The sequence below is a fragment of the Corynebacterium alimapuense genome (genome assembly GCF_003716585.1).
In the GTDB taxonomy this organism is placed as follows: Bacteria; Actinomycetota; Actinomycetes; order Mycobacteriales; family Mycobacteriaceae; genus Corynebacterium; species Corynebacterium alimapuense.
Genome location: NZ_PTJO01000003.1, coordinates 254,028 through 279,483, shown reverse-complemented (window position 1 = coordinate 279,483; position 25,456 = coordinate 254,028). Strand labels below are relative to the sequence as shown.

General features: G+C 56.9%; 26 protein-coding genes and 7 tRNA genes. 13 read left to right on the top strand and 20 right to left on the bottom strand.

All coding sequences use genetic code 11. The annotated features are described in order from the left end of the window. Window positions 1-3 precede the first annotated feature (3 nt). The 6 genes from galE to C5L39_RS02735 all read right to left on the bottom strand — a co-directional run bounded on the left by galE (window position 4) and on the right by C5L39_RS02735 (window position 5,479). A complete protein-coding gene (gene galE / locus C5L39_RS02760) occupies window positions 4-993 on the bottom strand; it encodes a UDP-glucose 4-epimerase GalE (protein ID WP_123047352.1) in 990 nt (329 codons plus the stop codon). Between the two features lie 31 nt (window positions 994-1,024). Continuing rightward, window positions 1,025-1,717: a metal-dependent transcriptional regulator gene (locus tag C5L39_RS02755; RefSeq protein ID WP_123047351.1), complete on the bottom strand. Its 693-nt coding sequence runs from the start codon at window positions 1,715-1,717 to the stop codon at window positions 1,025-1,027. A gap of 169 nt (window positions 1,718-1,886) precedes the next feature. Beyond that, window positions 1,887-2,879 carry a sigma-70 family RNA polymerase sigma factor gene (locus C5L39_RS02750; protein ID WP_123047350.1) on the bottom strand — a complete coding sequence of 331 codons (993 nt, stop codon included), beginning with the start codon at window positions 2,877-2,879 and terminating at the stop codon, window positions 1,887-1,889. 114 nt (window positions 2,880-2,993) lie between these two features. Continuing rightward, window positions 2,994-3,428, bottom strand: coding sequence for a D-aminoacyl-tRNA deacylase (gene dtd, locus C5L39_RS02745; protein ID WP_123047349.1), 435 nt, complete (start codon window positions 3,426-3,428; stop codon window positions 2,994-2,996). Further along, a complete protein-coding gene (locus tag C5L39_RS02740) occupies window positions 3,425-4,948 on the bottom strand; it encodes a DUF7782 domain-containing protein (RefSeq protein ID WP_123047348.1) in 1,524 nt (507 codons plus the stop codon). The genes dtd and C5L39_RS02740 overlap by 4 nt, the downstream gene beginning before the upstream one ends. Window positions 4,949-4,963: 15 nt before the next feature. After that, on the bottom strand, window positions 4,964-5,479 hold the full coding sequence (locus C5L39_RS02735) for a DUF3099 domain-containing protein (protein WP_123047347.1): 516 nt from the start codon (window positions 5,477-5,479) through the stop codon (window positions 4,964-4,966). A 45-nt stretch (window positions 5,480-5,524) separates the two neighbouring features. Between C5L39_RS02735 and C5L39_RS02730 the strand changes: the two genes are divergently transcribed. The 4 genes from C5L39_RS02730 to C5L39_RS02715 all read left to right on the top strand — a co-directional run bounded on the left by C5L39_RS02730 (window position 5,525) and on the right by C5L39_RS02715 (window position 9,412). Further along, window positions 5,525-5,776, top strand: a complete 252-nt coding sequence (locus tag C5L39_RS02730) for a DUF3039 domain-containing protein (RefSeq protein ID WP_123047346.1) — start codon at window positions 5,525-5,527, stop codon at window positions 5,774-5,776. Further along, a complete protein-coding gene (locus C5L39_RS02725; protein WP_123047345.1) occupies window positions 5,773-7,503 on the top strand; it encodes a DEAD/DEAH box helicase in 1,731 nt (576 codons plus the stop codon). Before C5L39_RS02730 ends, C5L39_RS02725 begins: the two co-directional genes overlap by 4 nt. Before the next feature lie 113 nt (window positions 7,504-7,616). Continuing rightward, a complete protein-coding gene (locus C5L39_RS02720; RefSeq protein ID WP_126268718.1) occupies window positions 7,617-8,111 on the top strand; it encodes a DUF4190 domain-containing protein in 495 nt (164 codons plus the stop codon). Between the two features lie 26 nt (window positions 8,112-8,137). Continuing rightward, window positions 8,138-9,412 carry a DUF418 domain-containing protein gene (locus tag C5L39_RS02715; protein WP_123047343.1) on the top strand — a complete coding sequence of 425 codons (1,275 nt, stop codon included), beginning with the start codon at window positions 8,138-8,140 and terminating at the stop codon, window positions 9,410-9,412. A 78-nt stretch (window positions 9,413-9,490) separates the two neighbouring features. On the opposite strand, the gene C5L39_RS02710 is transcribed toward C5L39_RS02715, so the two are convergent. Both C5L39_RS02710 and ppgK read right to left on the bottom strand, forming a co-directional pair. After that, entirely contained in the window at window positions 9,491-10,897 is a 1,407-nt protein-coding gene (locus tag C5L39_RS02710) for an RNA polymerase sigma factor (protein WP_123047342.1), read from the bottom strand. 253 nt (window positions 10,898-11,150) lie between these two features. Next, window positions 11,151-11,903, bottom strand: a complete 753-nt coding sequence (gene ppgK, locus C5L39_RS02705) for a polyphosphate--glucose phosphotransferase (protein WP_123047341.1) — start codon at window positions 11,901-11,903, stop codon at window positions 11,151-11,153. A 37-nt stretch (window positions 11,904-11,940) separates the two neighbouring features. Here ppgK and C5L39_RS02700 point away from each other — a divergent pair, with 37 nt between their 5' ends. Beyond that, on the top strand, window positions 11,941-12,789 hold the full coding sequence (locus C5L39_RS02700; protein WP_245974852.1) for an inositol monophosphatase family protein: 849 nt from the start codon (window positions 11,941-11,943) through the stop codon (window positions 12,787-12,789). Window positions 12,790-12,902: 113 nt separating this feature from the next. Next, a complete protein-coding gene (locus C5L39_RS02695; RefSeq protein WP_123047339.1) occupies window positions 12,903-13,196 on the top strand; it encodes a DUF4193 domain-containing protein in 294 nt (97 codons plus the stop codon). A 58-nt stretch (window positions 13,197-13,254) separates the two neighbouring features. Here C5L39_RS02695 and C5L39_RS02690 read toward each other — a convergent pair whose 3' ends face one another. Continuing rightward, entirely contained in the window at window positions 13,255-13,782 is a 528-nt protein-coding gene (locus C5L39_RS02690; protein ID WP_123047338.1) for a DUF3093 domain-containing protein, read from the bottom strand. 105 nt (window positions 13,783-13,887) lie between these two features. Between C5L39_RS02690 and dut the strand changes: the two genes are divergently transcribed. From dut to dxs, 5 genes are all read left to right on the top strand, one after another. After that, the gene (gene dut, locus C5L39_RS02685; RefSeq protein ID WP_425453844.1) at window positions 13,888-14,325 is read left to right on the top strand and encodes a dUTP diphosphatase; all 438 of its coding nucleotides are present in this window, start codon (window positions 13,888-13,890) and stop codon (window positions 14,323-14,325) included. Between the two features lie 87 nt (window positions 14,326-14,412). Then, window positions 14,413-15,243: a DUF3710 domain-containing protein gene (locus C5L39_RS02680; protein ID WP_123047336.1), complete on the top strand. Its 831-nt coding sequence runs from the start codon at window positions 14,413-14,415 to the stop codon at window positions 15,241-15,243. 95 nt (window positions 15,244-15,338) lie between these two features. Further along, window positions 15,339-15,968, top strand: coding sequence for a DUF3159 domain-containing protein (locus C5L39_RS02675; RefSeq protein WP_245974890.1), 630 nt, complete (start codon window positions 15,339-15,341; stop codon window positions 15,966-15,968). Then, a complete protein-coding gene (locus C5L39_RS02670; protein WP_123047334.1) occupies window positions 15,965-17,209 on the top strand; it encodes a class I SAM-dependent RNA methyltransferase in 1,245 nt (414 codons plus the stop codon). Before C5L39_RS02675 ends, C5L39_RS02670 begins: the two co-directional genes overlap by 4 nt. A gap of 98 nt (window positions 17,210-17,307) precedes the next feature. Next, window positions 17,308-19,224 carry a 1-deoxy-D-xylulose-5-phosphate synthase gene (dxs, locus tag C5L39_RS02665; protein ID WP_123047333.1) on the top strand — a complete coding sequence of 639 codons (1,917 nt, stop codon included), beginning with the start codon at window positions 17,308-17,310 and terminating at the stop codon, window positions 19,222-19,224. Here the strand turns inward: dxs and C5L39_RS02660 are convergent. After that, the gene (locus C5L39_RS02660) at window positions 19,213-20,421 is read right to left on the bottom strand and encodes an HRDC domain-containing protein (RefSeq protein ID WP_123047332.1); all 1,209 of its coding nucleotides are present in this window, start codon (window positions 20,419-20,421) and stop codon (window positions 19,213-19,215) included. The genes dxs and C5L39_RS02660 overlap by 12 nt on opposite strands. Window positions 20,422-20,439: 18 nt before the next feature. Beyond that, entirely contained in the window at window positions 20,440-21,048 is a 609-nt protein-coding gene (locus C5L39_RS02655; protein ID WP_245974889.1) for a DUF3000 domain-containing protein, read from the bottom strand. Window positions 21,049-21,276: 228 nt separating this feature from the next. Here C5L39_RS02655 and hemQ point away from each other — a divergent pair, with 228 nt between their 5' ends. Beyond that, window positions 21,277-21,945: a hydrogen peroxide-dependent heme synthase gene (gene hemQ / locus C5L39_RS02650; protein ID WP_123047791.1), complete on the top strand. Its 669-nt coding sequence runs from the start codon at window positions 21,277-21,279 to the stop codon at window positions 21,943-21,945. 88 nt (window positions 21,946-22,033) lie between these two features. On the opposite strand, the gene msrB is transcribed toward hemQ, so the two are convergent. The 9 genes from msrB to C5L39_RS02605 all read right to left on the bottom strand — a co-directional run bounded on the left by msrB (window position 22,034) and on the right by C5L39_RS02605 (window position 25,129). Next, window positions 22,034-22,438, bottom strand: coding sequence for a peptide-methionine (R)-S-oxide reductase MsrB (gene msrB / locus C5L39_RS02645; protein WP_123047330.1), 405 nt, complete (start codon window positions 22,436-22,438; stop codon window positions 22,034-22,036). A gap of 36 nt (window positions 22,439-22,474) precedes the next feature. Then, window positions 22,475-23,731 (bottom strand): glycosyltransferase family 87 protein, encoded by a 1,257-nt coding sequence (locus tag C5L39_RS02640; RefSeq protein ID WP_281270219.1) that lies wholly within the window; start codon window positions 23,729-23,731, stop codon window positions 22,475-22,477. Window positions 23,732-23,757: 26 nt separating this feature from the next. After that, window positions 23,758-24,486, bottom strand: a complete 729-nt coding sequence (locus C5L39_RS02635; RefSeq protein ID WP_123047329.1) for a pyrimidine reductase family protein — start codon at window positions 24,484-24,486, stop codon at window positions 23,758-23,760. Window positions 24,487-24,561: 75 nt separating this feature from the next. Beyond that, window positions 24,562-24,637 (bottom strand) — tRNA-Gly (locus C5L39_RS02630). 19 nt (window positions 24,638-24,656) lie between these two features. Then, window positions 24,657-24,728, bottom strand: a tRNA-Val gene (locus C5L39_RS02625). A 12-nt stretch (window positions 24,729-24,740) separates the two neighbouring features. Next, window positions 24,741-24,811: transfer RNA gene (locus C5L39_RS02620), tRNA-Cys, on the bottom strand. Window positions 24,812-24,856: 45 nt separating this feature from the next. Then, window positions 24,857-24,929: transfer RNA gene (locus C5L39_RS02615), tRNA-Gly, on the bottom strand. A 19-nt stretch (window positions 24,930-24,948) separates the two neighbouring features. Next, window positions 24,949-25,020 (bottom strand) — tRNA-Val (locus C5L39_RS02610). A 36-nt stretch (window positions 25,021-25,056) separates the two neighbouring features. After that, window positions 25,057-25,129: transfer RNA gene (locus C5L39_RS02605), tRNA-Gly, on the bottom strand. A gap of 241 nt (window positions 25,130-25,370) precedes the next feature. Here C5L39_RS02605 and C5L39_RS02600 point away from each other — a divergent pair. Then, window positions 25,371-25,445 (top strand) — tRNA-Val (locus C5L39_RS02600). The last annotated feature ends 11 nt before the right edge of the window (window positions 25,446-25,456 follow it).

Below are 25,456 nucleotides of genomic sequence, written 5' to 3'. Positions count from 1 at the left end.
GAACTAACGGTTTCGGCCTGCGGAATGCGCCTGATCGCCCAACTCAGAGGTGAAAGCCCAAGCGTCTTGGACAATGGTCTTCAAATCAGTTCGGGTCGGATTCCAACCAAGCTCGGCGCGGATCTTGGCAGAGGAGGCAATCAGGACGGCCGGATCTCCAGCCCGCCTGGGTGCTACCTCGGCAGGGATGGGGTATCCGCTTACTTCTCGGCACATCTCGATGACCTGGGATACCGAGTAGCCATCGCCGGAGCCGAGGTTATAGATGCGATGGGTTCCGGGCTCATTGGTGGCCAAAGCTAAAACATGAGCCTCGGCGAGGTCTCGGATGTGGATATAATCCCTGACTGCAGTGCCATCCGGGGTAGGCCAGTCATCGCCGAAGACGAAGATCTTATCCCGGTGACCCAGCGCAACCTGGAGGACTAGCGGAACCAGGTGGGTTTCCACCTCGCGGTTTTCGCCGATGGAACCATAGGCACCAGCGACATTGAAATAGCGCAAGCTAGTAGCACCAAGACCGTGAGCGTTGGCATAAGAAGTAATCGCGTGGTCAATGGCCAGCTTGGTTGCCCCATAAGGGTTCGTCGGCTGGGTGGGCATCTCCTCGGTGATAGGAACGGCTTCTGGTTCACCATAAGTGGCCGCAGTAGAAGAAAACACAAGGTTGTTGACGCCGTTAGCGCGCATGGCATCAAGCAATTCCAGCGTGGTGACCACGTTGTGCTGCCAATACTCTTCCGGCTTGACCATCGATTCGCCGACCAAGGAGCGAGCAGCGAAGTGAACAACCCCCTCGAAGCCGCCTTCAGCGAGTACCTCAGCAGCTAAATCCCGCACGTCGCCCTCGACTAAGCGAGCTACTGCTGGGACTGCAGCCCGATTGCCGGTGGAGAAATTGTCGATAATGGTGACATCGTGCCCAGCCTCGCTGAGCACGGCGGCGCAGACACTACCTACATAGCCGGCACCGCCGGTGACCAGAAGCTTCACAGAGATCAAAAACCTTTCAGAAGGGGAAGAGCTAGATCAATTCGACGCGGATTGCATGGGCTAGATCCGGCGCGAGTTCAACCGTTCGATCGCCAGAGCTAATCCGAACAGTGCCGTTGTCATTGACCAAGCTCACTCGAGAGCCGACGGCAATGCCGGCATCGTAGAGGACCGAGAACTGATCAGCATCGACCTGCAGGATTTCATTGAGTTGGACCACCCGAGCCTCTACCGATTCCGCGGCGGGAAGATCCACCGCACGGATGCCAAACTCAGTAGGCCCGGGGCCAGAACTAGCACCGGGCATATCCAGGCTATCGAGCCCGGGGATAGGATTTCCGAAGGGGGAGCGGGAAGCATCCTCTAGGACAGCGACGACGCGCTGCTCTACGGCCTCGCTCATTACATGCTCCCAACGGCATGCCTCTTCATGGACCTGATGGATGTCTAGGCCGAGGACATCGGTGAGCAATCGCTCCGCGAGCCGGTGCTTACGCATGACCGCGGTGGCCAGTTCACGGCCAGTGTGAGTCATTTCTAGGCTGCGGTCCGGCTTAAGGACCACCAACCCATCACGTTCCATCCGCGCGACAGTCTGGCTCACGGTCGGACCAGATTGCTCGAGACGCTCAGCAATACGAGCACGCAGGGGTACAACTCCCTCTTCCTCCAGCTCGTAGATCGTCCGCAGGTACATCTCGGTGGTATCAACCAAGTCCTTCACGTCCGGAGTGCCTTTCTTTGCAGTGAGTCAGGGACTAACCGCCGAAGTTCCAGCGGCAGTCAACACAATCGAGCATATCCTAGGAGCCGTGGCGCCATCCGCCATGCGGATACACGAAACCCGCCGACCGAGAATCATGGTGGCGGGTGGCGTGGGCTCGGAGGTGAAATTAGATGGCGTATTCGCGGAGTCGGTCGGCGCGGCGACCGTCCCGCAACTTGCTCATAACCTCACGCTCTATCTGGCGTACTCGCTCACGGGAAAGTCCGAAGCGACGACCAATCTGATCAAGGGTGCGAGGCACACCGTCATCCAAACCATAGCGAAGGCGGATGACATCTTGCTCGCGCACATCGAGGGTGCTCAAGACCGATCGGATATCAGAGTGGCGCATGGAAGCAACCACAGCGGATTCCGCATCAGTAGCTTCTGAATCCTCGATGAAATCGCCCAGCGGAGCTTCCTCATCGGCGCCAACCGGCATATCTAGGCTCACCGGGTCGCGGGATTGACGCAGCAACATCTCGATCTTGGACTCATCGATGCCCGACTCATCAGCGAGTTCTTCGTTGCTGGCTTCACGTCCCAGGGACTGATAGAGCTCACGCTTGATTCGAGAGAGCTTATTTACCTGTTCAACCAGATGAACAGGTAGCCGGATGGTGCGGGATTGATCTGCCATTCCGCGGGTGATTGCCTGGCGGATCCACCACGTGGCGTAGGTGGAGAACTTAAAGCCCTTGGCGTAGTCGAATTTCTCCATGGCACGGATCAACCCCAGGTTGCCTTCCTGGATCAGATCCAGCAGGGGCATGCCACGACCTGTGTAGCGCTTGGCCAGCGAGACCACTAGCCGGAGGTTAGCCTCCAGCAGGTGCGCACGGGCCTTGCGCCCTTCCTTGACTAGAACCTTCAGGTCACGCTTGAGCGCACGAGTCAGGGGCTTTTCAGAGCCCTTGAGCAGATGCTCGGCGTAGAGGCCAACCTCAATCTGTTGGGCCAGTTCCACCTCATCAGCTGCGGTCAATAGAGCAGTTTTGCCGATCCCATTGAGATATACGCGGACAAGGTCCGCTGATGGATTGTCGTTGGTTTGCCCACGACGGCTTCCACGGTCGTGCTGTTCCTCTGCGCCAAATTCCTGTGGTGAAGGGGTGGTCATGAGATATGCCTCCTCGGTATCGCCAGTCTTAATGGAACAACGCACGACTCTTGAGAATTGTTCCCAAGCAATTAATTGCTGATGCCCGGAAAGGGTTAGCTACGGGGGTGATCTTTAGCATTCGACCAAGACAGTGAAGGGTCCTTCATTGACTGAGGCGACTTTCATCATCGCTCCGAAGCGTCCCTGCTCGACGGTAATTCCTCGTTGCTTCAACCCATCAGCGATTGCTTGGATCACCGGTTGAGCAAGGTCGCCAGGAGCAGCAGCGGACCAGCTGGGTCGACGCCCCTTGGCAGTTTTCCCCTGGAGCGTGAACTGACTGACGAGAAGCACTGGCGCACCAACCTCTTGGACACTGTGTTCCCCATCGAGAATGCGCAGTTCAGCGATCTTGCGCACCATCGTCTCCCACGCATCAGCAGTATCCTCCCGACCGATACCAACAAGTGCCAGTATCCCACCAGTTTCGGGGCAGTCGATTGCTCCTACTACTTCCCCCTCGACGGTGACTGAGGCAGAGCTGACTCGAGATAGGACCGCTTTCACTGATCCTCGCTTGCCAGCTCGGCGGGCAGGACTAGGCCATGTCTGATCAAATCGACGACCGCGGTGATGGCATCTTCTACTAAGCAATCCTCCGGCAATCCCTGGGCCATCTCATAGAGTCCGACGGTTTCTCGGAGACTCAGACCCGCGGGGTGTAGCCCTGCGATAATGGAGGCCAGATGCTTATCGACGTCGTGGGACCACCGAGGACCGTCGGTGCGGGTTATCCGTAGTGCAGCAGGCGCAAAACCAACGCCGGCCTCAGTGTCAGCGAGGGTGACCTCTTCCTTGGCTACCCCTGGGCGAACCAGGAACTGAGCGTCAGCGATCTGCGCTGCGGAACGCTCTCGTAGCCACGCAGTGCGCAGGAAATACTCCTCTACTTCTGGTCCGAGTGGATCAGTGAATGTCTGTGACATCTCTTCGGCCAGGATCTCAGAAGGCTCGTCACCGATGTCACGGATGGCCACGAAGCCGAACCCAATGCCGGTGACTCCGTGTTCGGCGAAATGGCTCAGCCATGCTTCCGTGCGCTCAGCTGCCTCTGAAGACCTGGGATCGACGGATTCATCGCGCAGCCAGGTGCCCACGTAGAGAGCTGGATCCGCAACGTCGCGTTCGATGATCCATGCGGCTACACCGCGATCAGGCAACCAAGAGGCCACCCGCTGTTGCCAGGATTGCTCGGCGGTATGGACCCATGCTGCGAGCAAATGAGCGGTGCCACCAGAGGCAAGATGTTCTGGAGCTTGGGAGACGACCAATTCGCTGGCACCGTCGAGGTTGAGTCCAGAATCCCGATAGATATGACCGACCTCAGGCAATCCGACTACGAACGGCGGGTTGGCTACAATCCGGTCGAATTTCTTTCCGGCTACCGGCTCAAACCAGGGACCTTTGAGGAGCTCTACCTGGGCATTGGCACCAGCAAACGTGGCTTCAGCTAGATCCAATGCGGGCGGGTGAATATCAGTCGCGGTGATCTTCTCTGCACAATTGATCTGCCCAAGTGCCTGGACACCTGACCCAGTTCCTAAATCGAGAACCGAGCCAACTGGGGTGACAGGAGTCGATTGTAAAAGCGAGAGGCTCGCTGCCCCCACCCCGAGCACATGGTCAGGATTCGGAGCCTGCGCGGTCATTGCTGCATCAGGGTCAGAAAAGACCCAGCGATCGGTGCCCACGATGACGTGCGGTCGGATATCGAGCACGACTCGACAGCTATCGTGCTCATCGACCTCGACGACGTGAGCGTCGATTAGCGAAGCGAAAAGAGCTTCGCCAACTAGCTCGATGAGCTCGTTGGTAGGCAGACGATCATGAAGAATGAATGCTCGAATCAGTCCGGAAAGCACCGAGGAATCTCTGGTGGCGTAGCGCACAGCTGCAGGTTCACCGCGGTGCATTGCCTCGGTGGCTTCGGGCCCAAGCTGCATAGCGATGCCATCGGCGCTGAAACCCACCTTCGCAAATAGGTCGATCAGATCAGGGGCAAGCGAGGTCAGTGGGCTGCGGTTCATGGTGATGATCTTGCCTTAGCTAGTGGAGGTGGAGTCTGTATCAGGGGGAAGTTGGTCAATGATAATGATGTCATCATCGTCATTTTTGGCCGCACTAATCTCCTTAGTGACAGGACCAGCTGCCAATTCAGCGGCCCGTTGAGCAGCTTCCAATTCCAACTGCTGGTTGTACTCACGGGCCACCGCTGGTTTGTAGACCTGCTGGGAACGCTTGTCATGTGGTTCACCGTGGCCGTTAGCAATCACCACCGCAATCCACGGCAGTGGCACCGAAATAGTAAACAGCACCGCAGAAATCCACCAGTTCTCCCACCACAAGAAAGTCACTGCACTCAGCAGCAGAAACGGAATTCGGGAGCCTTGGATCCAGGCATAGGCACGCTCGCGACGGCGACGGTCCTGGGAGGGGGAAAGACGCGCATCGGTGATTAGTTCGGCCCGGTCTCGTCCTAAACGAAAACGCCGTTTCTTAGATTTCCCACGGGCTCCGGATGGGCCGGGGGATCCAGCGTCGTAGGTGTCTGGATTCATAAGCCACAGGGTAGCCCCGTGTGCCAAGAGGTGGGATCGTGGGGCATGATGGTGGGCGTGAGAACCAGTACTAAAACCATCGAATGCCCCGATGTCAACGAGGACACCCAACTCGATGACGGCACCCCGAAGTTCTTCCATTACGTCAAAAAGAACCAGATCGTCGACTCTGCAGTGAGTGGACAAATGGTGGTTGCACTGTGTGGAGAGACCTTTCCAGTGACCAAGCAGGCTAAGCCTGGATCGCCAGTATGTCCCGACTGCGAACGGATCTACCAGGGCCTGCGTAAGAAGTGAGTGACAGCGGCACTGCGCGTCTGCGCGCGTGGCAGAGGGCAGCACTGACCAAGTTTCTACTGCATAAGCCCAAGGACTTTTTGGCAGTAGCAACTCCCGGCGCTGGTAAGACTACTTTTGCGCTTCGGGTGGCTACTGAGCTTAAATCCGGCCGCGAGGTCGACCGGGTGATTGTGGTCGTCCCCACCGAGCATCTGAAGAATCAGTGGTCGGCGGCTGCGGCTGGGGTCGGGTTGGCGTTAGACCCGAACTTCACCAATTCTTCGGCGATTAACCCCTCCTATGACGGAATCGTGGTCACCTACGCCCAAGTTGCGATGCATCCCTATAAGCATCATGCACTGGCTAGCGCTCGACGCAGTCTGGTCATTCTCGATGAGATCCATCACGGCGGTGACGCACGTAGCTGGGGCGATGGTATTCGCCAGGCATACACTGATGCGGTCCATCGGCTGTCCTTGACTGGTACCCCTTTTCGCTCTGATGACTCCCAGATTCCATTTGTTCGCTATGAGCAAGACGGTGAGGGACATCTAGTCTCTCGGGCAGACCATGTCTATGGCTACTCCGATGCGCTAGCTGATGGTGTTGTTCGGCCAGTGGTGTTTCTGGCCTACTCCGGTGAAGCCAGGTGGCGCACTAGCGCTGGTGAAGAATATGCGGCCCGGCTCGGCGAACCTCTCAACCCTGAGCAAACAGCACGGGCCTGGAAAACCGCGCTAGATCCCAATGGGGACTGGATCCCGGCGGTGTTGCAATCTGCGCACACCCGGCTTCGTCAGCTGCGCCGAAATATGCCTGATGCTGGTGGCCTAGTCATTGCCACTGATAAGGCCACTGCTCGGGCCTATGCAAAAATCCTGGCTAAAATGTCGGACACTCCGGTGGCAGTGATCCTTTCTGATGAGCCTGGATCTTCCGAGCGCATCGAAGAGTTCAGCGCCTCCCGCGATGAATGGATGGTCGCGGTGCGCATGGTCTCCGAGGGCGTTGACGTCCCGCGACTGGCCGTGGGCGTCTATGCCACCTCAGCTTCCACCCCGCTGTTTTTCGCCCAGGCTATTGGTCGATTCGTGCGTTCTCGGATGCCAGGGGAGACCGCTAGCGTGTTCCTTCCTAGTGTTCCGGTGCTATTGGATTTGGCAGCGAAATTGGAAACCTCCAGGGATCACGTCTTAGGTAAACCCGACCGCCCAAAGGAAGGGTGGGATGATGAGGCGCTCGTTGAAGCTAATCGTGCGCAGGATGAGCCGGAAGAACAGCAAGGCTATGAATCTCTTGGCGCAGATGCAGAACTAGATTCTCTCATCTATGACGGTTCGACTTATGGCACTGCTACTTTGGCAGGTTCTGCGGAGGAAGCCGATTACCTGGGACTTCCGGGGCTCTTGGATGCTGAGCAGATGCGAGCATTGCTGCGCAAGCGCCAGGAAGACCAACTCGATACCCGTGACGCGGAAGCCGAAAACCGACGAAAAGTGGAAGAACGAACCCGTCAGTCGAGCAAAGAGAACGAAGGAAGCTCAGCGGGGGACAAGGTTGCCAGCGCCGAAATTCCCAAGCTGCGCAAAGAACTCAACGCCATAGTCTCGATCACTGCCGGGCGCACCGGACGTCCACACGGGGCAATTCACACAGAGGCGCGCAAAGTGTGTGGAGGTCCACCAACCGCTATGTGCAACGCCGAGCAATTGCGCGATCGCATTGCTTATCTGCGTCGTTGGTGACTTAAGAATCTGAGTCAGATGCGTTTGCCCGGTTAGATCGGGGACGGGGTTGATCTCAAGCTAGTTGGATATCCTGAAAAGCAACCAGCCCACCAAACCAGGAAGCCGACACTATGACTAACCCTAGTAATCCCCACCACCCCGAGAAACCGGAATACCCTAGCTACGATTCCTACCGCTCGTCGGAGCCTTCGATGGATGGATCTGCGCCTTCTTCTGGGCAGTCACCGATGCCGGCGATCACAGGGGCGATCGAGACCCAATCCAACCGAGTGGCAGCTTGGGCGCTTGGTCTAGCGATCGCTGGCTTGATCCTATTTTTCACTCTCTTTGGTGCCGTATTTGCCATCCCGGTGGCCATGGTCAGTCTGATTCTCAGTGTGATTGCCATCGGCAAGGCACGAAAGCTGACTGGAGCAGATACCCGATTCAAGATGTCGGTAACCGCGTTGGTGATCTCGGCAGCCACCCTGGTGTTGTCGATCATCTTGTGGGCGACAATCTTTATGTTTGTCAGCAACTCGGATGTCATCGACTGCTTCGAGGTCACTGACGCTGCTGAACGGGATAGCTGTCTACAAGACTCCGTATCTGGCTGGTTGAATTAAGACACTGAAAGCGACGGCTTAATTTCATGAGCTTGCCTGATTCCGCTGCTCCACCTGAGAGCGCTGGCCAGCCTTCGCCACGCTACTTGGTACCTGATCTGGCGCGTGGATTGGCTTTATTGGGGATCGCCGCTGCCAATATGCCCACGGCGTGGTCAGTAGCCGAGGGTGCCGATTACGCTGGTTTCTTTGGCGGAGTATTCGGCGATGGAAACATCTTCGAGAACCTAGCAGTGGTATTTTCCGCGATGTTTGTTCATGTCCGAGGCTTGCCGATGTTTACTACCTTGCTCGGTTTCGGCGTTGGCATGATCACTCTGAGCCTGTGGCGTCGGAATTACTCGCCTAGGCAAGCTCGCTGGGTGCTATGGCGACGGTATGGGATCTTGGCAGTATTTGGGACGATTCACCTAGTCCTGCTGTTTTTCGGCGATATCATGCTCGCTTATGGGCTTGGTGTGATGATCGTTGCCTTGCTGATCACCCTGGGAGATCGCTCCTTAATGGTCGTTGCTTGGGTGATGCTCAGTCTCCAACTGCTGTTATCAATGCTGGGTGCCTTGGTCTTGTGGCTAGAGCCCACTGCGCTGGTGTCAGATTCACCGGTATTAGGTGATGACGGGTCCTATGTGAGCTATCTAAATACCAACCTCAGCTTCGGTCTAGAGCAACTGACCGGGCTTCCCTTTGTCGTGTTTATGCTCGTTCCCTTGATGCTCATCGGATTCGTGTGGGCACGTCGAGGGGTCCTCAGCGATCCTGGCGCTCACCTGGGTACTTTGCGGCGTTGGCTGGCATTGGCAGTCCTGGTGATGGTCGGTATTGGATTGCCGTGGGGATTGGCTGCAATCGACATACTGCCAGCAGGGGCAGAAGTTGTCCTAGCAGCTCTCAACTATGGCTTCGGAATGTTGACCGGACCGGGGATCATCGCGGCGGTAGCGCTTGCGACCAGAAGCTTGCAAGCAAGAGTTGATGATGCGAGAGCTCAGGGGAATAGCTATCGACTAAGTCTGCCGGTGGTAGCTCTGATGGCACTCGGCAAGCGATCGATGAGCGGCTACGTGCTCCAGTCCCTTCTATTCGTCGTGATCACGCAACCATTTGTGCTCGGCTGGGGGAGTGACTCCGGTATCCTTATCCAGTTGGGACTGGCTCTTCTCGTGTGGCTGATCACCCTTGTGCTGGCACTGCTGTGGGACCGAGTCGGTTGGGCCGGTCCGCTTGAGGCTGTTCACCGACGCTTGGCTTATGGCAAAGATGGGCTACGCAGGCCACTCCCTGTTGCGGCAAAGAACTAGCTGCTAGAAACGAAGAAAACGTCGTGGTTACCTGGGCGGGTGACCACGACGTTTTTTCGTCTATAAAGCAGGGTGGAGCTAGTCCAAATAGTCTCGCAAAACCTGCGAACGAGAAGGGTGGCGCAGTTTCGACATCGTCTTCGACTCAATCTGGCGGATGCGCTCGCGGGTGACCCCGTAGACCTGCCCGATCTCATCGAGGGTGCGCGGCATGCCATCGGTCAGGCCGAAGCGCAGGCGGACCACGCCAGCTTCGCGCTCAGACAGCGTCAGCAGGACGTCTTGGAGCTGATCCTGGAGCAGAGTGAAGGAGACGGCGTCCACAGCCACCACTGCCTCGGAGTCTTCGATGAAGTCACCGAGCTGCGAGTCGCCTTCATCACCGATGGTCTGATCTAACGAGATCGGCTCGCGCGCGTACTGCTGGATCTCGAGGACCTTTTCCTCAGTGATGTCCATTTCCTTGGCCAATTCCTGCGGGGTGGGCTCGCGACCCAGATCCTGCAGCAACTCACGCTGGATACGACCAAGTTTGTTGATGACCTCGACCATATGCACCGGGATGCGGATGGTTCGTGCCTGGTCAGCCATAGCACGGGTGATGGCCTGACGGATCCACCACGTGGCGTAGGTAGAGAACTTGTAGCCCTTGGTGTAATCGAATTTCTCCACCGCACGAATCAGACCCAGGTTGCCTTCCTGGATCAAATCCAGGAACGCCATACCACGGCCGGTGTAACGTTTGGCCAAAGAAACCACTAGACGAAGGTTGGCCTCCAAGAGGTGATTTTTAGCCTTGCGGCCATCACGAGCAATCGCCCGGAGATCGCGCTTGACCGCAGGGGTGAGCTTGGCATCCTTGTCGCCGTCAGCATATGCCTGCTCCATCTGCTCCATCCGGTAGGTGGAGTAGAGGCCAGCCTCAATGCGCTTGGCTAGGGAGACTTCCTGCTCGGCGTTGAGCAGGGCGACTTTGCCGATCTGCTTAAGGTAGGCACGAACGGAGTCCGCAGAAGCTGTGAGTTCGGCGTCTTTGCGGGCCTGGCGAAGAGCCGCGGACTCATCTTCATCCCAGACAGAAGATCCTTCGTCCTTCTCATCGTCTTCTTCGACGTCCTCGCTGACCTCGTCTTCATCGAGGTTTGGCTCAGCAAATTCATCCTCAGAATCCGTGTTGTCTTCGGTGGATTCGTTGTCTGAGTCTTCAGAAGAGCCGCCAACGGCAGCTGCTGTGGCCTTTTTTCGAGTCGTTTTCTTAGCGGTCTTCTTTGCCGTCTTTTTCGCCGTTTTCTTGGCGGTTTTTCTGGCTGTCTTTTTGGCTGTTTTCTTAGCAACCTTGCGGGCTGCCTTCTTCACCGGAGTGGAGGCATCGCCCGCAGCCGCTGCATCTGTTGCACCTCCAGAGGTAGTACTCCGTGCAGAATCCGGCATCTCGCCTTCACCGCTGCCTGCGAGTGCCTTGTCTGAAGAATTCGTGGCTGCCACGTACGCCCTTTCGCCTTGCTCAATTCGTTCTTGTGGACCGGTGTCGCGCCGACCCGGAGTTCGAATCAGTCCATGTCACCGGCCACACTAGTCAACAGTGAGGTCGTGCCTGACGACTACACGCCCAAACCGGGAATATAGCCGCGTCAATGGCGAAACTGACATTGACGGTCCTCTCCCGTCACGATCAACAGCCCAGTATAGATCACTATTCCCAGGGCCGTTGCACCGGCTATCAGCTTTTGATCTCGGGTTAGGGGGCTAGGTGCGCCCGAACTGCCATAGCGGCACCAACGATGCCTGCCCGGTTTCGAAGTGTTGCGGGCACAACCGGGGCAGTCGCCTTGAGCAGGGGAACCCATCGCTCATGGTCACGTGAGATTCCGCCGCCGACAACGAAGGCGCTGGGGTTGAGCAGACGCTCGTATTCTTGCAGGACGGCAGAAACCCGCTTTGCCCACTTCTTGAAGCTGATGCCGTCCCGATCCTTTGCCGCAGACGATGCTTTGGCCTCGGCTTCCTTCTTGCCGACAAACATGTGGCCGAGTTCGGTATTGGGAAATAGCACCCCGTCAGTGATGAGCGCGGATCCGATGCCGGTGCCGAATGTGAGGAAGATGACTGCACCTTCTTTGGTTACTGGGTTGCCGAAGGCGACCTCAGCCAGGCCCGCGGCATCGGCATCATTGAGCACGCTGACTTCACGCTCCCCAAGATAGCGGGAGAAGAGATGATGCACATCCGTACCAACCCAGGAGGGATCAATGTTGGCGGCTGTGGTGGCAACCTGGCCCCGGATAACCGAGGGCAGAGTAATTCCGACTGGGCCATTCCATCCAGCACGGTCGAGGATCTCGGCGACTGTATCTGCCACCGCATCTGGTGTCGCTGGCTGGGGCGTCTTGATCTTTATCCGATCGCCGACGAACTCGCCGTTGTCGAGGTTGACCCGGGCCCCCTTAATGCCTGAACCGCCAATGTCAATGCCGAACCCGATGTCGTTCATGGCTCCCAGTTTACAAACTCCGGGCACAATAGGCGCTATGAACATCGATTATGAGCCAGCCATTCTTAGAGACATCGCGGTTGAAACCGCTGTCGCAGCAGCGGAGAGGATCAGCCAGAAGCGTGAGGAATTGACCGCTAAAGCGAGTATCCGAGATTTCGCCACCTCGAAATCTTCTGCCGAGGACGTCGTGACCATCGTGGATACGCTGGCGGAGGATTTTATTTCAGACCGCTTGGCTACCTTGCGCCCTGAAGACGGAATGATCGGGGAAGAGGGGAGCCAACGCCCTTCGCATAGTGGGGTTTCGTGGGTGGTGGATCCAATTGACGGCACCGTCAATTTCCTTTATGGAATCCCCGAATATGCGGTTTCGATCGGTGCGGCTGTCGACGGTGAGGTCGTCGCTGGGGCAGTGGTCAATGTTGCTACCGGTGTGATCTATTCAGCAGGCAGTGGTCTCGGCGCGACTCGACAGTGCGATGGCCAGATCACTGAACTGCGGTGCAGTGAAGCTACTGATCCATCTCTATCACTGGTAGCAACCGGTTTTGCCTATTCTGCGGCCCGTAGACAGGCTCAAGCGCAATTATTGACTCGAGTGTTGCCGCACGTGCGTGATATTCGACGGATAGGCGCCGCTGCGCTTGATTTATGCCGAGTCGCAGAAGGCAGTGTCGATGCCTATTACGAACACGGCATCAATTGCTGGGATTATGCAGCTGGGCTGGTTATCGCCCAGGAAGCAGGTGCGGTTGCGCTGACCCCGCGACTTTCAACTCCCGGAACCGCCGGAGAACTGAGTTTCGTCGCGGCTGCCACCGTTGTTGAGCCTCTGAAAAAGCTACTTAGTGATGCTGGTGCACTATCTCCATTAGGGCGATGAATTTTATCGCTCTGGCCTGGCGATATGACAGGGAGGAAAAATACGCTTAGTATGCGCCTCGACACGTTGGTCAACATCGACATTCCAGTCGACGACACGAAGGACATACACGCATGGCCACTGATTATGATGCCCCGCGACGCAGGGTCGAGGACGAGCCGGAAACTGACTCCCTCGAGGGCCTGAAGGCTGCTGAGAATCAGAACACGGGAATAGACGATGATGGAGAAATCGTCGAGCCTTTTGATTTGCCGCCCGTTGACCTCTCAGGCGAGGAACTTAATGTTTCCGTAGTCCCGCGTCGCCCAGATGAATTCACCTGTTCGATCTGCTTTTTGGTGCAGCGCAATAACCGCCGCTCCCATACTGAGGCTGATGGCTCTGAGGTCTGCCTCGACTGCGAATAGTCCGCAGTAGAGCTTGTACTCCATAGGCTCAACCGGTTGAGGCTGCTTTAGCCGCCTACTAAGACCGGTAATGAGCGAGCGAAGCGTCGGTCTGCCCTGGGAGGAAAGCTGTGAGTAGCTTTTCTGGGTTTCTAGAGCTGATTAGCCAGTAGGGAGTGGGATCTTCCGGGTCCTCGAGAACCAGCATCACCATCTCAGGTACCCACGCGTGGGAGACCAAGAATGCTGCTGGGTCGAGCTGGCGGCCCATGGCGTTTCGCTTGGCAGAGGCCGGAACAGCCAAAGACCTAGCTACGACATCTGCGGGTAGGGATGCTGACTGTACTGACAGCCAGGTAGTGCCGCTGTCGTCTCTTTCAACGCGTAGGACGGTGGAAGACCACGTCAGCAGAATCCATATCGCGGCTGCGCTGAGAACAATTGCTGGGATGATTAACCACCAAATGTCTCGGTTGTGCGCTAGCTGTGCGGTAGTTAGTGCGACCAACAGACCCGCCAAGATCCACCAGTAGAAGGGCACCCACTGGCGTTCTTGGTAAAGGGTCTGGGTCGCGCTTGAAGTTTCAGTCGATCCGGTGTCACTCACGGTTGACCACTTTACTGCAACCAAGGACGCACTCCCTCTGGGGTGGGGGAGTTCCCGAGGTTGCCCAGGGTGCGTAGATTGGTCGTTGTGACTGAACAACCAGCTATCGAATCTGTCCGCATTAAGCGCCTTGATCGGGATCTTCCGCTACCCAAGCGTGCGCATCGTGGAGACGCCGGAGCGGATCTCTATTCCACTGAAGAGGTAGTACTCAACCCAGGCCAAAGGGCTCTAGTAGGCACTGGCATTGCCTTGGCACTACCGCTGGGCACCGTTGGCCTAGTTCATCCGCGTTCCGGTCTAGCCGCACGCGAGGGACTGAGCATCGTCAACGCTCCGGGAACCATCGACGCCGATTACCGCGGAGAGGTCAAAGTCTGCCTGATCAATCTTGATCCTGAAACATCAGTGACCATCACTCGAGGAATGCGTATCGCTCAGCTGGTCATCCAGCGGGTTGAACTCGTGGACTTCATTGAAGTTGAGGCGCTTGATGAAACCATTCGGGGTGAAGGCGGCCACGGATCCACCGGGCTGGTTTAAAACACCACGGTAGGCTGGACCCAGATGGGGTAGGAGAGGGCGTCGAGCGCCCCCTACCCATGTAGACGAGCAAGGAGACGATGACTCATGGCATTGTGGCCATTCGGGAAAAAGAAGGACGAACAGGTCCCAGATGAGGCTTTGGTGGAGGCCACCTCTACTGACCTAATCGCGGAGCCGGAGCTGCCCTCGGAAGAGACGCCTATTGCGGTTGAAGCCCTAGATCATGACGCAGTCAGTGGCGAAACTGGACCTTTCGACGGTGACTCGGTAGAAATCACTGATTTCGATTTCTCCGAATTCTCCACTGGTGTGCTCAACCTTGGTTCGATGAAGATCCCGCTGCCGAAGAACTCTCAAGTTCAGGTGGAAATGGGGGAGAAAGGGCCCAAGATGGTCCATATCGTCACCGAATTCGGTCGAATCACCCCAGTCGCTTTCGCAGCGCCGCGCTCCGCAGGACAGTGGAGTGAATCTCTGGAACAGATCACCCAAGGGATGAGCCGTGATGGGCTTGACGTCGAGGTCGAACAGGGCCCGTGGGGGCCCGAAGTAGTAGGGAAAAGCGCCAAAGGGATCATTCGAGTCATCGGTGTAGATGGACCGCGCTGGATGCTCCGGCTGACCAACACCGCCCCGCTTGAGCGTGCTGAGGGTCTGCGAGATCTTTCTCGCGAGGTCGTTGCCCGGACTTTTGTCTATCGAGGCGAGAACCCGATCTTGGCTGGAAACTCCCTTCCAGTAGCTCTCCCACAGCAGCTAGTGGCCCAGGTGCAGAAAGCCCTCGAACAACGCTCGCAGCAAGCAAACAAAGCAGCTAAGCCCACAGCTGCCGCACAGCCAACTGCCGATAATAAGCCGAGTGGGCAAAATACCCCACCCGTCAGTGCCACTGAGGGCGCAGGCTCGGATAAGTGATGGAAGAACGCACTCCCGCGGAGACCACTAATTCGCCTGATCCGGACTCGTCAGAACATATTGATAACGAGATTGAGCAAGCACCTCAGGCGACAATGCTGGAGCAAATGGGTGGCCTCTCCGGGCTAGTGTCGTCGACTTTGCCGATTTTGGTGCTGGTCCCGGTCAATAATTCTTTCGGCCTGGTCCCCGCACTACTGGCAGCTCTCGGCATCGCCATGGCCGTCTTTATCGTCCGGTTGATCCGCAAGGAAAATCTTCAGCCGGCTTTTTCCGGTCTGATGGGGGTGGGCATCGGTGCAGGCATTGCTTGGGCCACTGGAGATGCCAAAGGCTATTTCCTCTATGGCATCTGGATGTCGTTGTTGCTTTTCATCGTCGCTGTTGGCTCGGTGCTACTGAAGTGGCCCATGGTCGGAGTGATTTGGAAGGGCATTAACGGTGAGAACATGCAATGGCGTTCCAATGCCAAAGCCCGGATGAGCTACTCATTGGCCAGTTTGGCGTGGGCCGTGGTGTTTCTCTCCAGGTTTCTGGTGCAAAATGGTCTGTATAACTCTGATGAAACAAATGCCCTCGCGCTGGCCAGGATTCTTATGGGCTGGCCCTTGACGGGTATCGTCACACTTTTCACCTTCTTCATGGTCCGCCGGGCCAGCTCGGCGATGAAGTCCGATGAGGACACCGGAGAAGAAGAATCAGCAATCAAGGAGCACACATCGTGACCGATCTCGAGCGCGACACTACCCGGGAACTGCACGTTACCCGTATGGCCCACGGCGGTGAAGGCATCGCTGAGATCGACGGACGAGTGGTCTTCGTTCGCGGTGGATACCCCGGAGACACCGTCAACGCAACCATCACCAAGGTCAAGAAGAACTTTGCTAGGGCAGAGCTCGATAGCGTCATTACCGCCGGGCCGTTGCGCGTCACTCAAGCTTGTCCCGCTGCTGCTGCAGGTGCGGGCTGCTGTGACTTTGGAGATCTCGATCCCGCTCAGGAAACTGAGCTCAAGGCTGGGGTGCTCATCGGCCAACTCACTCGTTTAGGGCGGGTGGAAGAGCTTCCCGAGGCCGAGCGCATTGATTTGGCTCCGACCCGCGGTTGGCGCACCCGAGTGCGCCTGGGTGTGGATTCCCAGGGGCGAGCAGGTTTCCGGGCACGTGGTTCCAGAGACCTCATCACCGGAGCTGCCTGTACCCAGGTCTCCCCGGGTTTGCTTGATGGTTTGGTGGGTGTCGGCGCTAGGGCTTTCACCCCGCTTTCAGAGGTCATTGCGGTACTAGATGGTAAGGGCAGCCGGCACGTTGTTGAGACCCGTCGGGCCCCGCGCGGACGGCGCGTCGAGAAGGTCACTGAGGTTCTTGAAGGCACCGGAACCGCTATCGAGACCACTGACGGCCACACCTTTAGCTTCCCGACTACCGCGTTTTGGCAGGCACATGTGGCTGCCCCGGATTCCTACACTGGCCTGATCCGTCGTTGGTTGGCTGATCTGCCGGAAAGCGAAAACCACGTCGGTTGGGATCTTTATGGCGGCGTGGGTCTATTTGTCCCAGCATTGGCAGACAGCCTCGGCAAGGATGCCACTATTCACTCGGTGGATTACTCCTCGGCTGCAGCCAAAAACACCCAGGACACCCTGGAAGACTATGATCTTAAAATTCACAACACCCGGGTGGAAAGCGCCGTGGCTACACTGCCGGCACCGCGTGTTGTCGTGCTAGATCCTCCGCGCACCGGCGCTGGGGACGAGGTCGTTGCTGCCGTAGCGACCAAGAAGCCTGAGCGCATTATCCATATCGGTTGCGATCCGGCAACCTTCTCCCGCGATATTGCTGCCTGGGGTAAAGCTGGCTACCAGATCAACCGGCTGGCAGTGGTTAATGCGTTCCCCGGTACTCACCATTTCGAGATTGTTGCGGAGCTTCGTTCCGAGAGCCTAGAAGAGGCGCAGGAGTCTTAGGTCACTTCTGACAGGTACCATTGTTGGAATGTTGACGGCACTTTAGATGCGGTCTGATTGATCAGATCACCGAGAGAGAATGGAGTCGAGAGATACCGATGGGAATCCTCAGTGGACTTACTTCGCCTGCGGACCTAGAGTCGCTGGATCACCAGCAGCTTGAGGATCTGGCAGAGGAGATCCGGCGGTTTTTGGTGGAGAAGGTTTCTGCCACCGGAGGCCACCTCGGCCCCAACTTGGGCGTAGTCGAGTTGACGATTGCGCTGCACCGGGTGTTCCAGTCTCCCGAAGATCCCATCATCTTCGACACCTCTCACCAGTCTTATGTGCACAAGATGCTCACTGGCAGGCTTGAACAGTTTGATACCTTGCGCCAAAAGGACGGGCTTTCTGGCTATACGTCTAGATCTGAGTCAGAACATGATTGGACTGAGTCTTCGCATGCTTCTGCTGCGCTGTCTTATGCTGACGGACTAGCCAAGGCTTTTGAGCTCACTGGACGTGGCGAGCACAATGTTGTCGCCGTTGTCGGTGATGGAGCATTGACTGGCGGAATGTGCTGGGAGGCGCTCAACAACATTGCCTCAGGTAAAGACCGCAACGTGGTAATCGTGGTCAACGATAATGGACGCAGCTATTCGCCAACCATTGGTGGTTTAGCCGCGAACCTCGCTGACTTGAGAATGCAGCGTAGCTATGACGAGATCATGGAGCATGGCAAAAACACCCTGAAGTCGATGGGCTGGGTAGGTGAGCGCACTTTCGGCGCGCTTCAGGCGGTTAAAGAGGGAGTGAAATCGCAGTTTCTTCCCACCGAGATGTTCCCCGAGCTGGGAATGAAATACATCGGACCGGTTAAAGGTCATGACCTACAGGCGCTCAACCAAGCGATGACCTATGCCCACGATTACCAGGGCCCGATCATCGTTCACGTAGTCACTGAGAAGGGCCATGGTTTTGCCCCAGCGGTCAATGATGTCGCCGATCAAATGCATGCCACTGGGATCATGGATCCGATCACTGGCGTTCCAGTTTCCCAATCAGGTCCTAGTTGGACCGGCGTGTTCTCTGAAGAAATCAGTGCAGCTGCTGCGCGGCGAGATGACATTGTGGCTATCACTGCGGCGATGGCAGGTCCTACGGGCTTAGCTGCCTATGCCAAGGACTATCCTGATCGGTTCTTCGATGTTGGTATCGCTGAGCAACATGCCGTGACCTCGGCTGCTGGCTTGGCTCTGGGCGGATTGCACCCAGTCGTTGCCGTCTATTCCACCTTCCTCAACCGAGCCTTCGACCAATTATTGTTGGATGTGGGGCTCCTTGAGCTGCCAGTGACTTTTGTCCTCGATCGGGCAGGGGTTACCGGCTCCGACGGCGCCAGCCACAATGGTGTGTGGGATCTAGCATTAACCTCGATTGTCCCAGGCATCAGAGTTGCTGCCCCGCGAGATGGCGCACAGATGCGCGAGCTGTTCAACGAAGCACTAGAGGTCAATGATGGCCCGACGGTTCTGCGCTACCCCAAGGGATCGCTCCCTGTTGAGCATGAGGCACTGCTTCGTACTCAGGATGGAGTTGATCTGCTGCGCTATAGCGAGGACGCCGTCGATAATGACCAAGAGCGTATCGACGTCCTGTTTATCGCCGTAGGACCGTTTGCTGGCATAGCGCTCGAGGTCGCCGAAGAACTCGAAGCTGAAGGCGTCAATGTCACTGTGGTTGACCCGCGGTGGATTGCACCAGTTGCTCAGTCCATCGTGGCTTTGGCTGACGATCATGATCTAGTGATCACGCTCGAGGACGGCATCATCCGCGGTGGAGTGGGCTCGTTGATTTCCGAGGCACTCTCAGCTGCGGAAGTAGATACTCCCTTGCGTCATCTGGCTTTCCCAGATGTTTTCCCCCTCCACGCCAGCAGGAATGAGCTGCTGGCTGAAGTTGGATTGGATGTGGAAGGAGTTTCCACCTCTGTCAATGGATGGCTGGAGACGCTTTTCAACGACTCAAGCCAGTAGCACTGGGGCTATCAGCGGGACCGTGAGTTCAATCTGCCACGCTCGGGCGTCATGGTCGTGGAGCAGTTCCGCTAGTTCATCCGAGGTGCGCACAGTGCGTTCCTGAGCAGCCTGCCACGCTGCGATACGGAGGACCGCTGGCCGGAGAATGTTCTCAACGGGAATATCGAGATCGATAGACAGCTGCTCGATGAGTTCCCGAGCCTGCTCTAGTGCTGACCAAGAATCAGGGTAGTCCCGGGACCAAGGCTGGCGTGAGGGCAACGAACGAGGCCCGCGTTGCCTCTGTGGCCAAGTCGTGGAATCCGAAGTCAAAGCCCGGTTGACCACCCCAAACCAGAAGTTCGTGGCACCTTTGCGGCGGGCCGGAAAACCCTTTACTTGGGAGATCTTTTTCGGCGTACGGGGAACAGCGCGTGCGACTTCCACGAGAACCCTATTGGGCAGGACTTTGGAGACAGCTTGGTCGTTGTCGACGGCGATGGACTCTCGCGCCAGCCATAGTTCCCGAGCAATAGCTAATTGTTCCGGCCGAATGAGGGAGGAGACTCCCTTGGCTGCTCGCCAGGTAGCCACTGGGGGGCCGCTCATTCCAGCATAACTAGCCTTAATGTGTTCAAATTCTTCGTCAGCCCACTCGAGTTTTCCCTGGCTATCAAGCAACTCGGCCATGGCTTCTGCCAGTTCGAGCAGTAGCTCCACATCTAGGGCAGCATAGTCTAACCAATCGGCAGGCAAAGGACGTCTCGACCAATCCTCCGCACCGTGGCCTTTACGTAACGTGACCTCGAAGATCGCCTCGGTCATGGCGGCGAGATTGACGTGGTCGAATCCTGCCAAGCGACCAGCTACCTCGGTGTCGAAGAGCCGACCCGGATACAGGCCCAACCATGCAAGGCAAGGCAAATCGGAGATAGCTGCATGAATCACCCAATCTAGGCCGTTTAATACTGGGGCTAAGGCTTTGGTGAATTCATCTCGGTGGCCTTCCGGATCTAGCAGCAAGGTGCCGACCCCGCGGCGGCGGATCTGGATGAGGAAGGCGCGATCGTCGTAACGAAAGCCGGAGGCACGCTCGGTGTCGATGGCTACAGGGCCTTGACCTGCAGCTAAGGCCTCCGCAGCCTGAGAGAATCCTGCGGGGCTATCAATCAGCGGCGGGACGACGCCACTAGGGCTGCTAAGGACTGAACACATGGTGAACAATCCTAACCCTTAGTCCCCGAGCCGGCTGACTCCCTCTGGTGCTAGACCCGCGACATTGGCCAGCATCCGGGAAAATGCGATGACGTGGCTAGAGAGATCAATACCCACCGCGGTCCAAGAAGCGCGCATTTCTAGCTGGTGTGAGCGCGGAGGGCCACCAATTTCGCCGTAGCGCACAGATGCAGTGGCAGTGACTGTGCCGCCGAGATTGGTAAATTCCGCGTCAGCTTCTTCGAATCCTTCGGTCAGCCACTGCCACGCGACATCTGGCAGCAGGGGATCAGAAGCTACTTCATGGTCCATATCGGCTTGGATATAGGCGACCAAGCGCATGGATCCCTCCCAAGGCTCGTCGGCCCCGGGGTCATGCAGCAGGATTAACCTGCCGAAGGAATCTCCTGAAGAGTCTGTTGCGATGATCTCGTTGTCATCGTGCTCGACTTCAAGGCCGATGGCGTGACTAAAGGGAGCCAATCGCTGTGGCGGGCGAATAGTTCCGAGGGTGATCTCGGGGCGGAGGACGGCGGCGTGCATGGATTCGACGGCTTTAGTGAACACCGGCGGTGTGGAGTTACCGGTGGCGGATTCATCGGTATCCTTGCTGGCGCGCGACGTCAGGGGCGTCGGGGGAGCATCGTTGAACACGACCCCCAACGTAATCACCAGCACTGTGCGGAGGGTTAAGGCGCGCCGGAGAAGCTTTGTAGAGCTAAGCGTGGGGGTCGGACTACCGTAGGAAGCCTATCCAACTTATGATGGATGATGGTGCCGGGTCATCGGCATTCGACCTCAGGAAAGGACACGTGAACTTACGTGAATAAACCCAACTTCGAAGAGCTCAACGGCATGGAGCGCTACACCCAATGGGTCACCCTCCGGGCTATTCCCGGAGCGCTGGGCTCTGAGCGCACGAACATTATCTCGGAGGTCCGGAACTTCTTCACTGAATTGGAAGCCGAAGGTCTGGTGACGCTTCGCGGTGTCTACGATATCTCCGGTATCCGTGCCGAAGCCGATGTGATGATCTGGTGGCACGCCCAGCGATTCGAAGAGCTGCAGGCTGCACTCAACCGCTTCCGCCGCACCACCGTGCTGGGCCAGATTATGGAGGTGTTCTGGATTGGCAACGGTCTGCACCGCCCAGCCGAGTTCAACCGTTCTCACCTGCCCTCTTTCATCATGGGCGAGCCCGCCGAAGCCTGGATCACGGTTTATCCCTTTGTTCGCTCCTACGACTGGTACCTGCTTGATTCGGCAGAACGCCGCCGAATCCTCACCTCCCATGGGCAGGCAGCGCGGACCTATGCGGACGTGCGTGCCAACACCGTCCCAGCCTTCTCTCTCGGTGACTATGAGTGGCTGCTGGCCTTTGAAGCCCCGTCCTTGGACCGGATCGTGGACCTGATGTACGAAATGCGCTACACCGAAGCCCGTCTGCACGTGCGCGAAGAAGTCCCCTTCTTCTCTGGTCGCCGTATTGACGATGTCGCCGAGCTTATTGAGGCGCTTCCCTGATTCAATAGCTATCGGGCATGAAAGAAGACCCCATCTCCTGCGAGCAGCTGAACTGCTGCCTGGTGAATGGGGTCTTGTTGTCTGCTGACTACTCCGTAGGAGAGAGCTTCAAGCTGATGGAATTGATGCAATAGCGAAGATCAGTCGGGGTGTCGTAGCCTTCGCCTGCGAACACATGCCCCAAGTGGGACTCACAGTTGGCACAGATAATCTCAGTGCGGGTCATTCCATGAGAAGAATCTGTGCGCTCGATAATGCTCTCACCTGCTAGCGGGGAGAAAAAAGAGGGCCAGCCGCAATGGGAATCGAATTTTTGGTCCGAACGAAATAGCTCGGCACCACAGGCACGGCAGGAATAGATTCCCTCGGTGGTGGTATTGGTGTATTCGCCAACATTCGGCGGCTCAGTTCCTGCCTGGCGCAGTACGTGGTACTCCTGCGGGGATAACCGCTGGCGCCATTGGTCGTCGCTGATCAGGGTGAAGTCGGTCATGGGTCTACCTCCAACAAAATTATGGGTGTTCTAATCTCAACGTTGAGCTGTCTCGGAATGTTCCGGATCTGTTGTTCGTTGTCCGAGCCACCACATCACTGAACAGGTAGCTGTCACAAGCAGCAGGATCGCCCATCCAAAGGTTGGACGGAAGAACTCGAACCAACGGCCATAATCTACCCACCGACTAGAAAACCACGTGTCGGGGGAGAGGAAGAGGTAGGCTGCCAGCCACGCCAGCCAGTTATGAAAGACGCTGGTTCGCAGAACAACGGTAAACATCATGGGAAATAGCATCATCGAGTAGTACATCTGGCCGAGCGAAGACAAGAGAAACACTCCAGCCAAGAGCAGGCCCGCGGTGGTGGTAGCCCAGAGCAGAGGGTCGGTATAGCGCCAGCGCAGCAGCATGAGTACGCCGACAGCCACCGTCGTGGCAAAGATGAGCCACAACACTGATTCCAACGCACTAGGCATCTGGAAGTAGACGGCAAAGCCCGCCAAAGAAGAGTTGGCATAGTCACGGATCTGCCCAAGATAGGGCACCAGCTTGGAGAGGTAGTCAGAAGCACCTGGTACCAGAGGCCAAGCAACCAGGTTGAACACCACTGGGACAGCGATTCCACCGGTGAGGGTACGCCAATCCAATTTGACCGCGGGCAGGAACAGTAAGGGAGCAAACTGGGGCTTAATCAGAATTGCTAGCCCGATGACTAGTCCGGCCCACCAGCTCCTGCCTCGCAATAGCAACCAGAGAAACAGCGATAGTCCTAGCAGCAGAATGCCGTTGATATTGGAGAAAATAAGTGTGTTGCGAACCGCCTCGGTGCAAAAAGCTATGACGATTGACGCCGGCCACACCATAGAGCGCAGGGAGAACCCGAACAGCCGAGTCAGAAGCGCTAACGCTGCGACGATAGCTAGTGCGTTCGCGAGGATGAATAGTGCTCGCGCGTTGGCGAAGTCACTGATCAGGCCGATCGGGGACAGCAGTAACGTCGCCCCCGGGTTATACAAGTAGTGCGGGTCAACGTAGTAGTAGATCTCGTTATAGACTGGGGTTCCTTCTAGGAACCGCCGTACCGCTGAGTAGACCGTGGTGAAGTCATCGGTGACCGAACTATTAAGCGCCAGGATAAACACTCGATGAATGATCAGGATTATCGCCAGCGGCCACGTGATGGCATTGCCTACCCGATCCCACGAAGTGTGGCGGGGTGGACCGTCCACAGATTCGGTGAGTGGGGACGGGGCCACCCAGAGGCGTTCTAGTCGGGCAGTTGGCGAAGACACGACAATTACAATAACTTAAGACCGATCTAAAAGTGGAGTTCAACACCCCTTTTATAGCGTAAGAACATCGTGCTATCGGCAGTGGTGGAAGCATCTTCTAGCTGCAGTCGATGAGCGAATCCTCCGCTATCTGGTCTAGGGGAGAACAACTGCTTTTCGACGGGCGCGTGAGCCACCGGCTCGATGGTCAGGTGCAAGATATCGACCAAGTTTGCTTCAAACAGCATGGCGTAGATCCCAGGTCCGCCTTCGCAGGCGATCCGGGCATATCCGAGAGCATGTAAGGCTGCGATGATCTCTTGGGCACTACCTTGGCCGGTGGAGATCAGTTGAGCGCCAGCATCGACTAAACGGTGGCGCTGTGAATTCAAGGCAGGATCCTCGAGTGATTCTTGGGGGATAAGAATCAGCGGTGGCGTATCGGTGTCGGTGAACAGGCGGCTGCCGGGATCAAGAGAAAGAGAACGCGTGATTACTGCCAGCGGGGCAGGGGTCTTTCGCGAGGGGGTAGAACGTACGCCGGCATAGTCTTCTGCCGCGGCTGTCTTGGCACCTACCAAGACGACATCGGACCATTGACGAAGTCCTAGCAGCAGAGCAGTGTCAGTGTCATTGCCGAGAGATTCAGAAGTGCCACTCAGGCTAGCTCCACCACCAAGGGTAGTTACTGCGATAGCTCTTAGTTCTGGGAAACCCGGTTCTTGGACCGGGCCGATGAGATCTGCGGGGTCGATAGCAGTCGGGGAGGGGCGCATGGCACCCGAGCATACCCAGGGGAAATGATCAGGGCAGGAAAAAACCCAATCTAGGAAACCTAGATTGGGTTGATGTGGAGCGGATGACGAGACTCGAACTCGCGACCCTCACCTTGGCAAGGTGATGCGCTACCAACTGCGCTACATCCGCATCGAGGTTTAACCCTCTGTGCGCGATACTGGGATTGAACCAGTGACCCCTTCCGTGTCAGGGAAGTGCTCTCCCGCTGAGCTAATCGCGCGGGACTATCTAGAGGTGGAAACGGGAATCGAACCCGTGTGCACGGTTTTGCAGACCGTTGCCTCGCCACTCGGCCATTCCACCGTTGGCGATTACCGCCTTAGGAACCCTAAGATATAAAGGTACCAGAGCGGATGACGAGACTCGAACTCGCGACCCTCACCTTGGCAAGGTGATGCGCTACCAACTGCGCTACATCCGCATCGAGGTTTAACCCTCTGTGCGCGATACTGGGATTGAACCAGTGACCCCTTCCGTGTCAGGGAAGTGCTCTCCCGCTGAGCTAATCGCGCGGGTTCATTTCTTACCGATTGGCCCGGTGAAATGAGAGCGGATGACGAGACTCGAACTCGCGACCCTCACCTTGGCAAGGTGATGCGCTACCAACTGCGCTACATCCGCACACACCGTTCTTAGCAGCTTTCGTTGCATTCAATCGGTGCGAGATGAAACTTTATCCTCATCGGTGTCCTAGTTCCAAATCCCGTGGTCGGAGGGTGTATTTGCCTGCCGTCAGGGTGGTGTTAACTACCGTGGTGTCATTTTAGGGCGGGTTTTCCGGGCTGATTGCAGAGAAAACTGTATTCACCTGCGGATTAGGCCGCAAGTGGAGTGCCGTGTAATATTTTTCAACGCACGCAATGGTCCTATGGCTCAGTGGAAGAGCGTTCCGTTCACACCGGAAAGGTCGCTGGTTCGAACCCAGCTAGGACCACCATTATTAACGCG

Bases quoted from the DNA above. Each gene is read 5' to 3' on its own strand.
- C5L39_RS02750 (WP_123047350.1), bottom strand. From the start codon at position 2,879: ATGACCACCCCTTCACCACAGGAATTTGGCGCAGAGGAACAGCACGAC.
- C5L39_RS02740 (WP_123047348.1), bottom strand. From the start codon at position 4,948: ATGAACCGCAGCCCACTGACCTCGCTTGCCCCTGATCTGATCGACCTA.
- C5L39_RS02735 (WP_123047347.1), bottom strand. From the start codon at position 5,479: ATGAATCCAGACACCTACGACGCTGGATCCCCCGGCCCATCCGGAGCC.
- C5L39_RS02730 (WP_123047346.1), top strand. From the start codon at position 5,525: ATGATGGTGGGCGTGAGAACCAGTACTAAAACCATCGAATGCCCCGAT.
- C5L39_RS02720 (WP_126268718.1), top strand. From the start codon at position 7,617: ATGACTAACCCTAGTAATCCCCACCACCCCGAGAAACCGGAATACCCT.
- C5L39_RS02715 (WP_123047343.1), top strand. From the start codon at position 8,138: ATGAGCTTGCCTGATTCCGCTGCTCCACCTGAGAGCGCTGGCCAGCCT.
- ppgK (WP_123047341.1), bottom strand. From the start codon at position 11,903: ATGAACGACATCGGGTTCGGCATTGACATTGGCGGTTCAGGCATTAAG.
- C5L39_RS02700 (WP_245974852.1), top strand. From the start codon at position 11,941: ATGAACATCGATTATGAGCCAGCCATTCTTAGAGACATCGCGGTTGAA.
- C5L39_RS02695 (WP_123047339.1), top strand. From the start codon at position 12,903: ATGGCCACTGATTATGATGCCCCGCGACGCAGGGTCGAGGACGAGCCG.
- C5L39_RS02680 (WP_123047336.1), top strand. From the start codon at position 14,413: ATGGCATTGTGGCCATTCGGGAAAAAGAAGGACGAACAGGTCCCAGAT.
- C5L39_RS02675 (WP_245974890.1), top strand. From the start codon at position 15,339: ATGCTGGAGCAAATGGGTGGCCTCTCCGGGCTAGTGTCGTCGACTTTG.
- dxs (WP_123047333.1), top strand. From the start codon at position 17,308: ATGGGAATCCTCAGTGGACTTACTTCGCCTGCGGACCTAGAGTCGCTG.
- C5L39_RS02660 (WP_123047332.1), bottom strand. From the start codon at position 20,421: ATGTGTTCAGTCCTTAGCAGCCCTAGTGGCGTCGTCCCGCCGCTGATT.
- hemQ (WP_123047791.1), top strand. From the start codon at position 21,277: ATGGAGCGCTACACCCAATGGGTCACCCTCCGGGCTATTCCCGGAGCG.
- msrB (WP_123047330.1), bottom strand. From the start codon at position 22,438: ATGACCGACTTCACCCTGATCAGCGACGACCAATGGCGCCAGCGGTTA.
- C5L39_RS02635 (WP_123047329.1), bottom strand. From the start codon at position 24,486: ATGCGCCCCTCCCCGACTGCTATCGACCCCGCAGATCTCATCGGCCCG.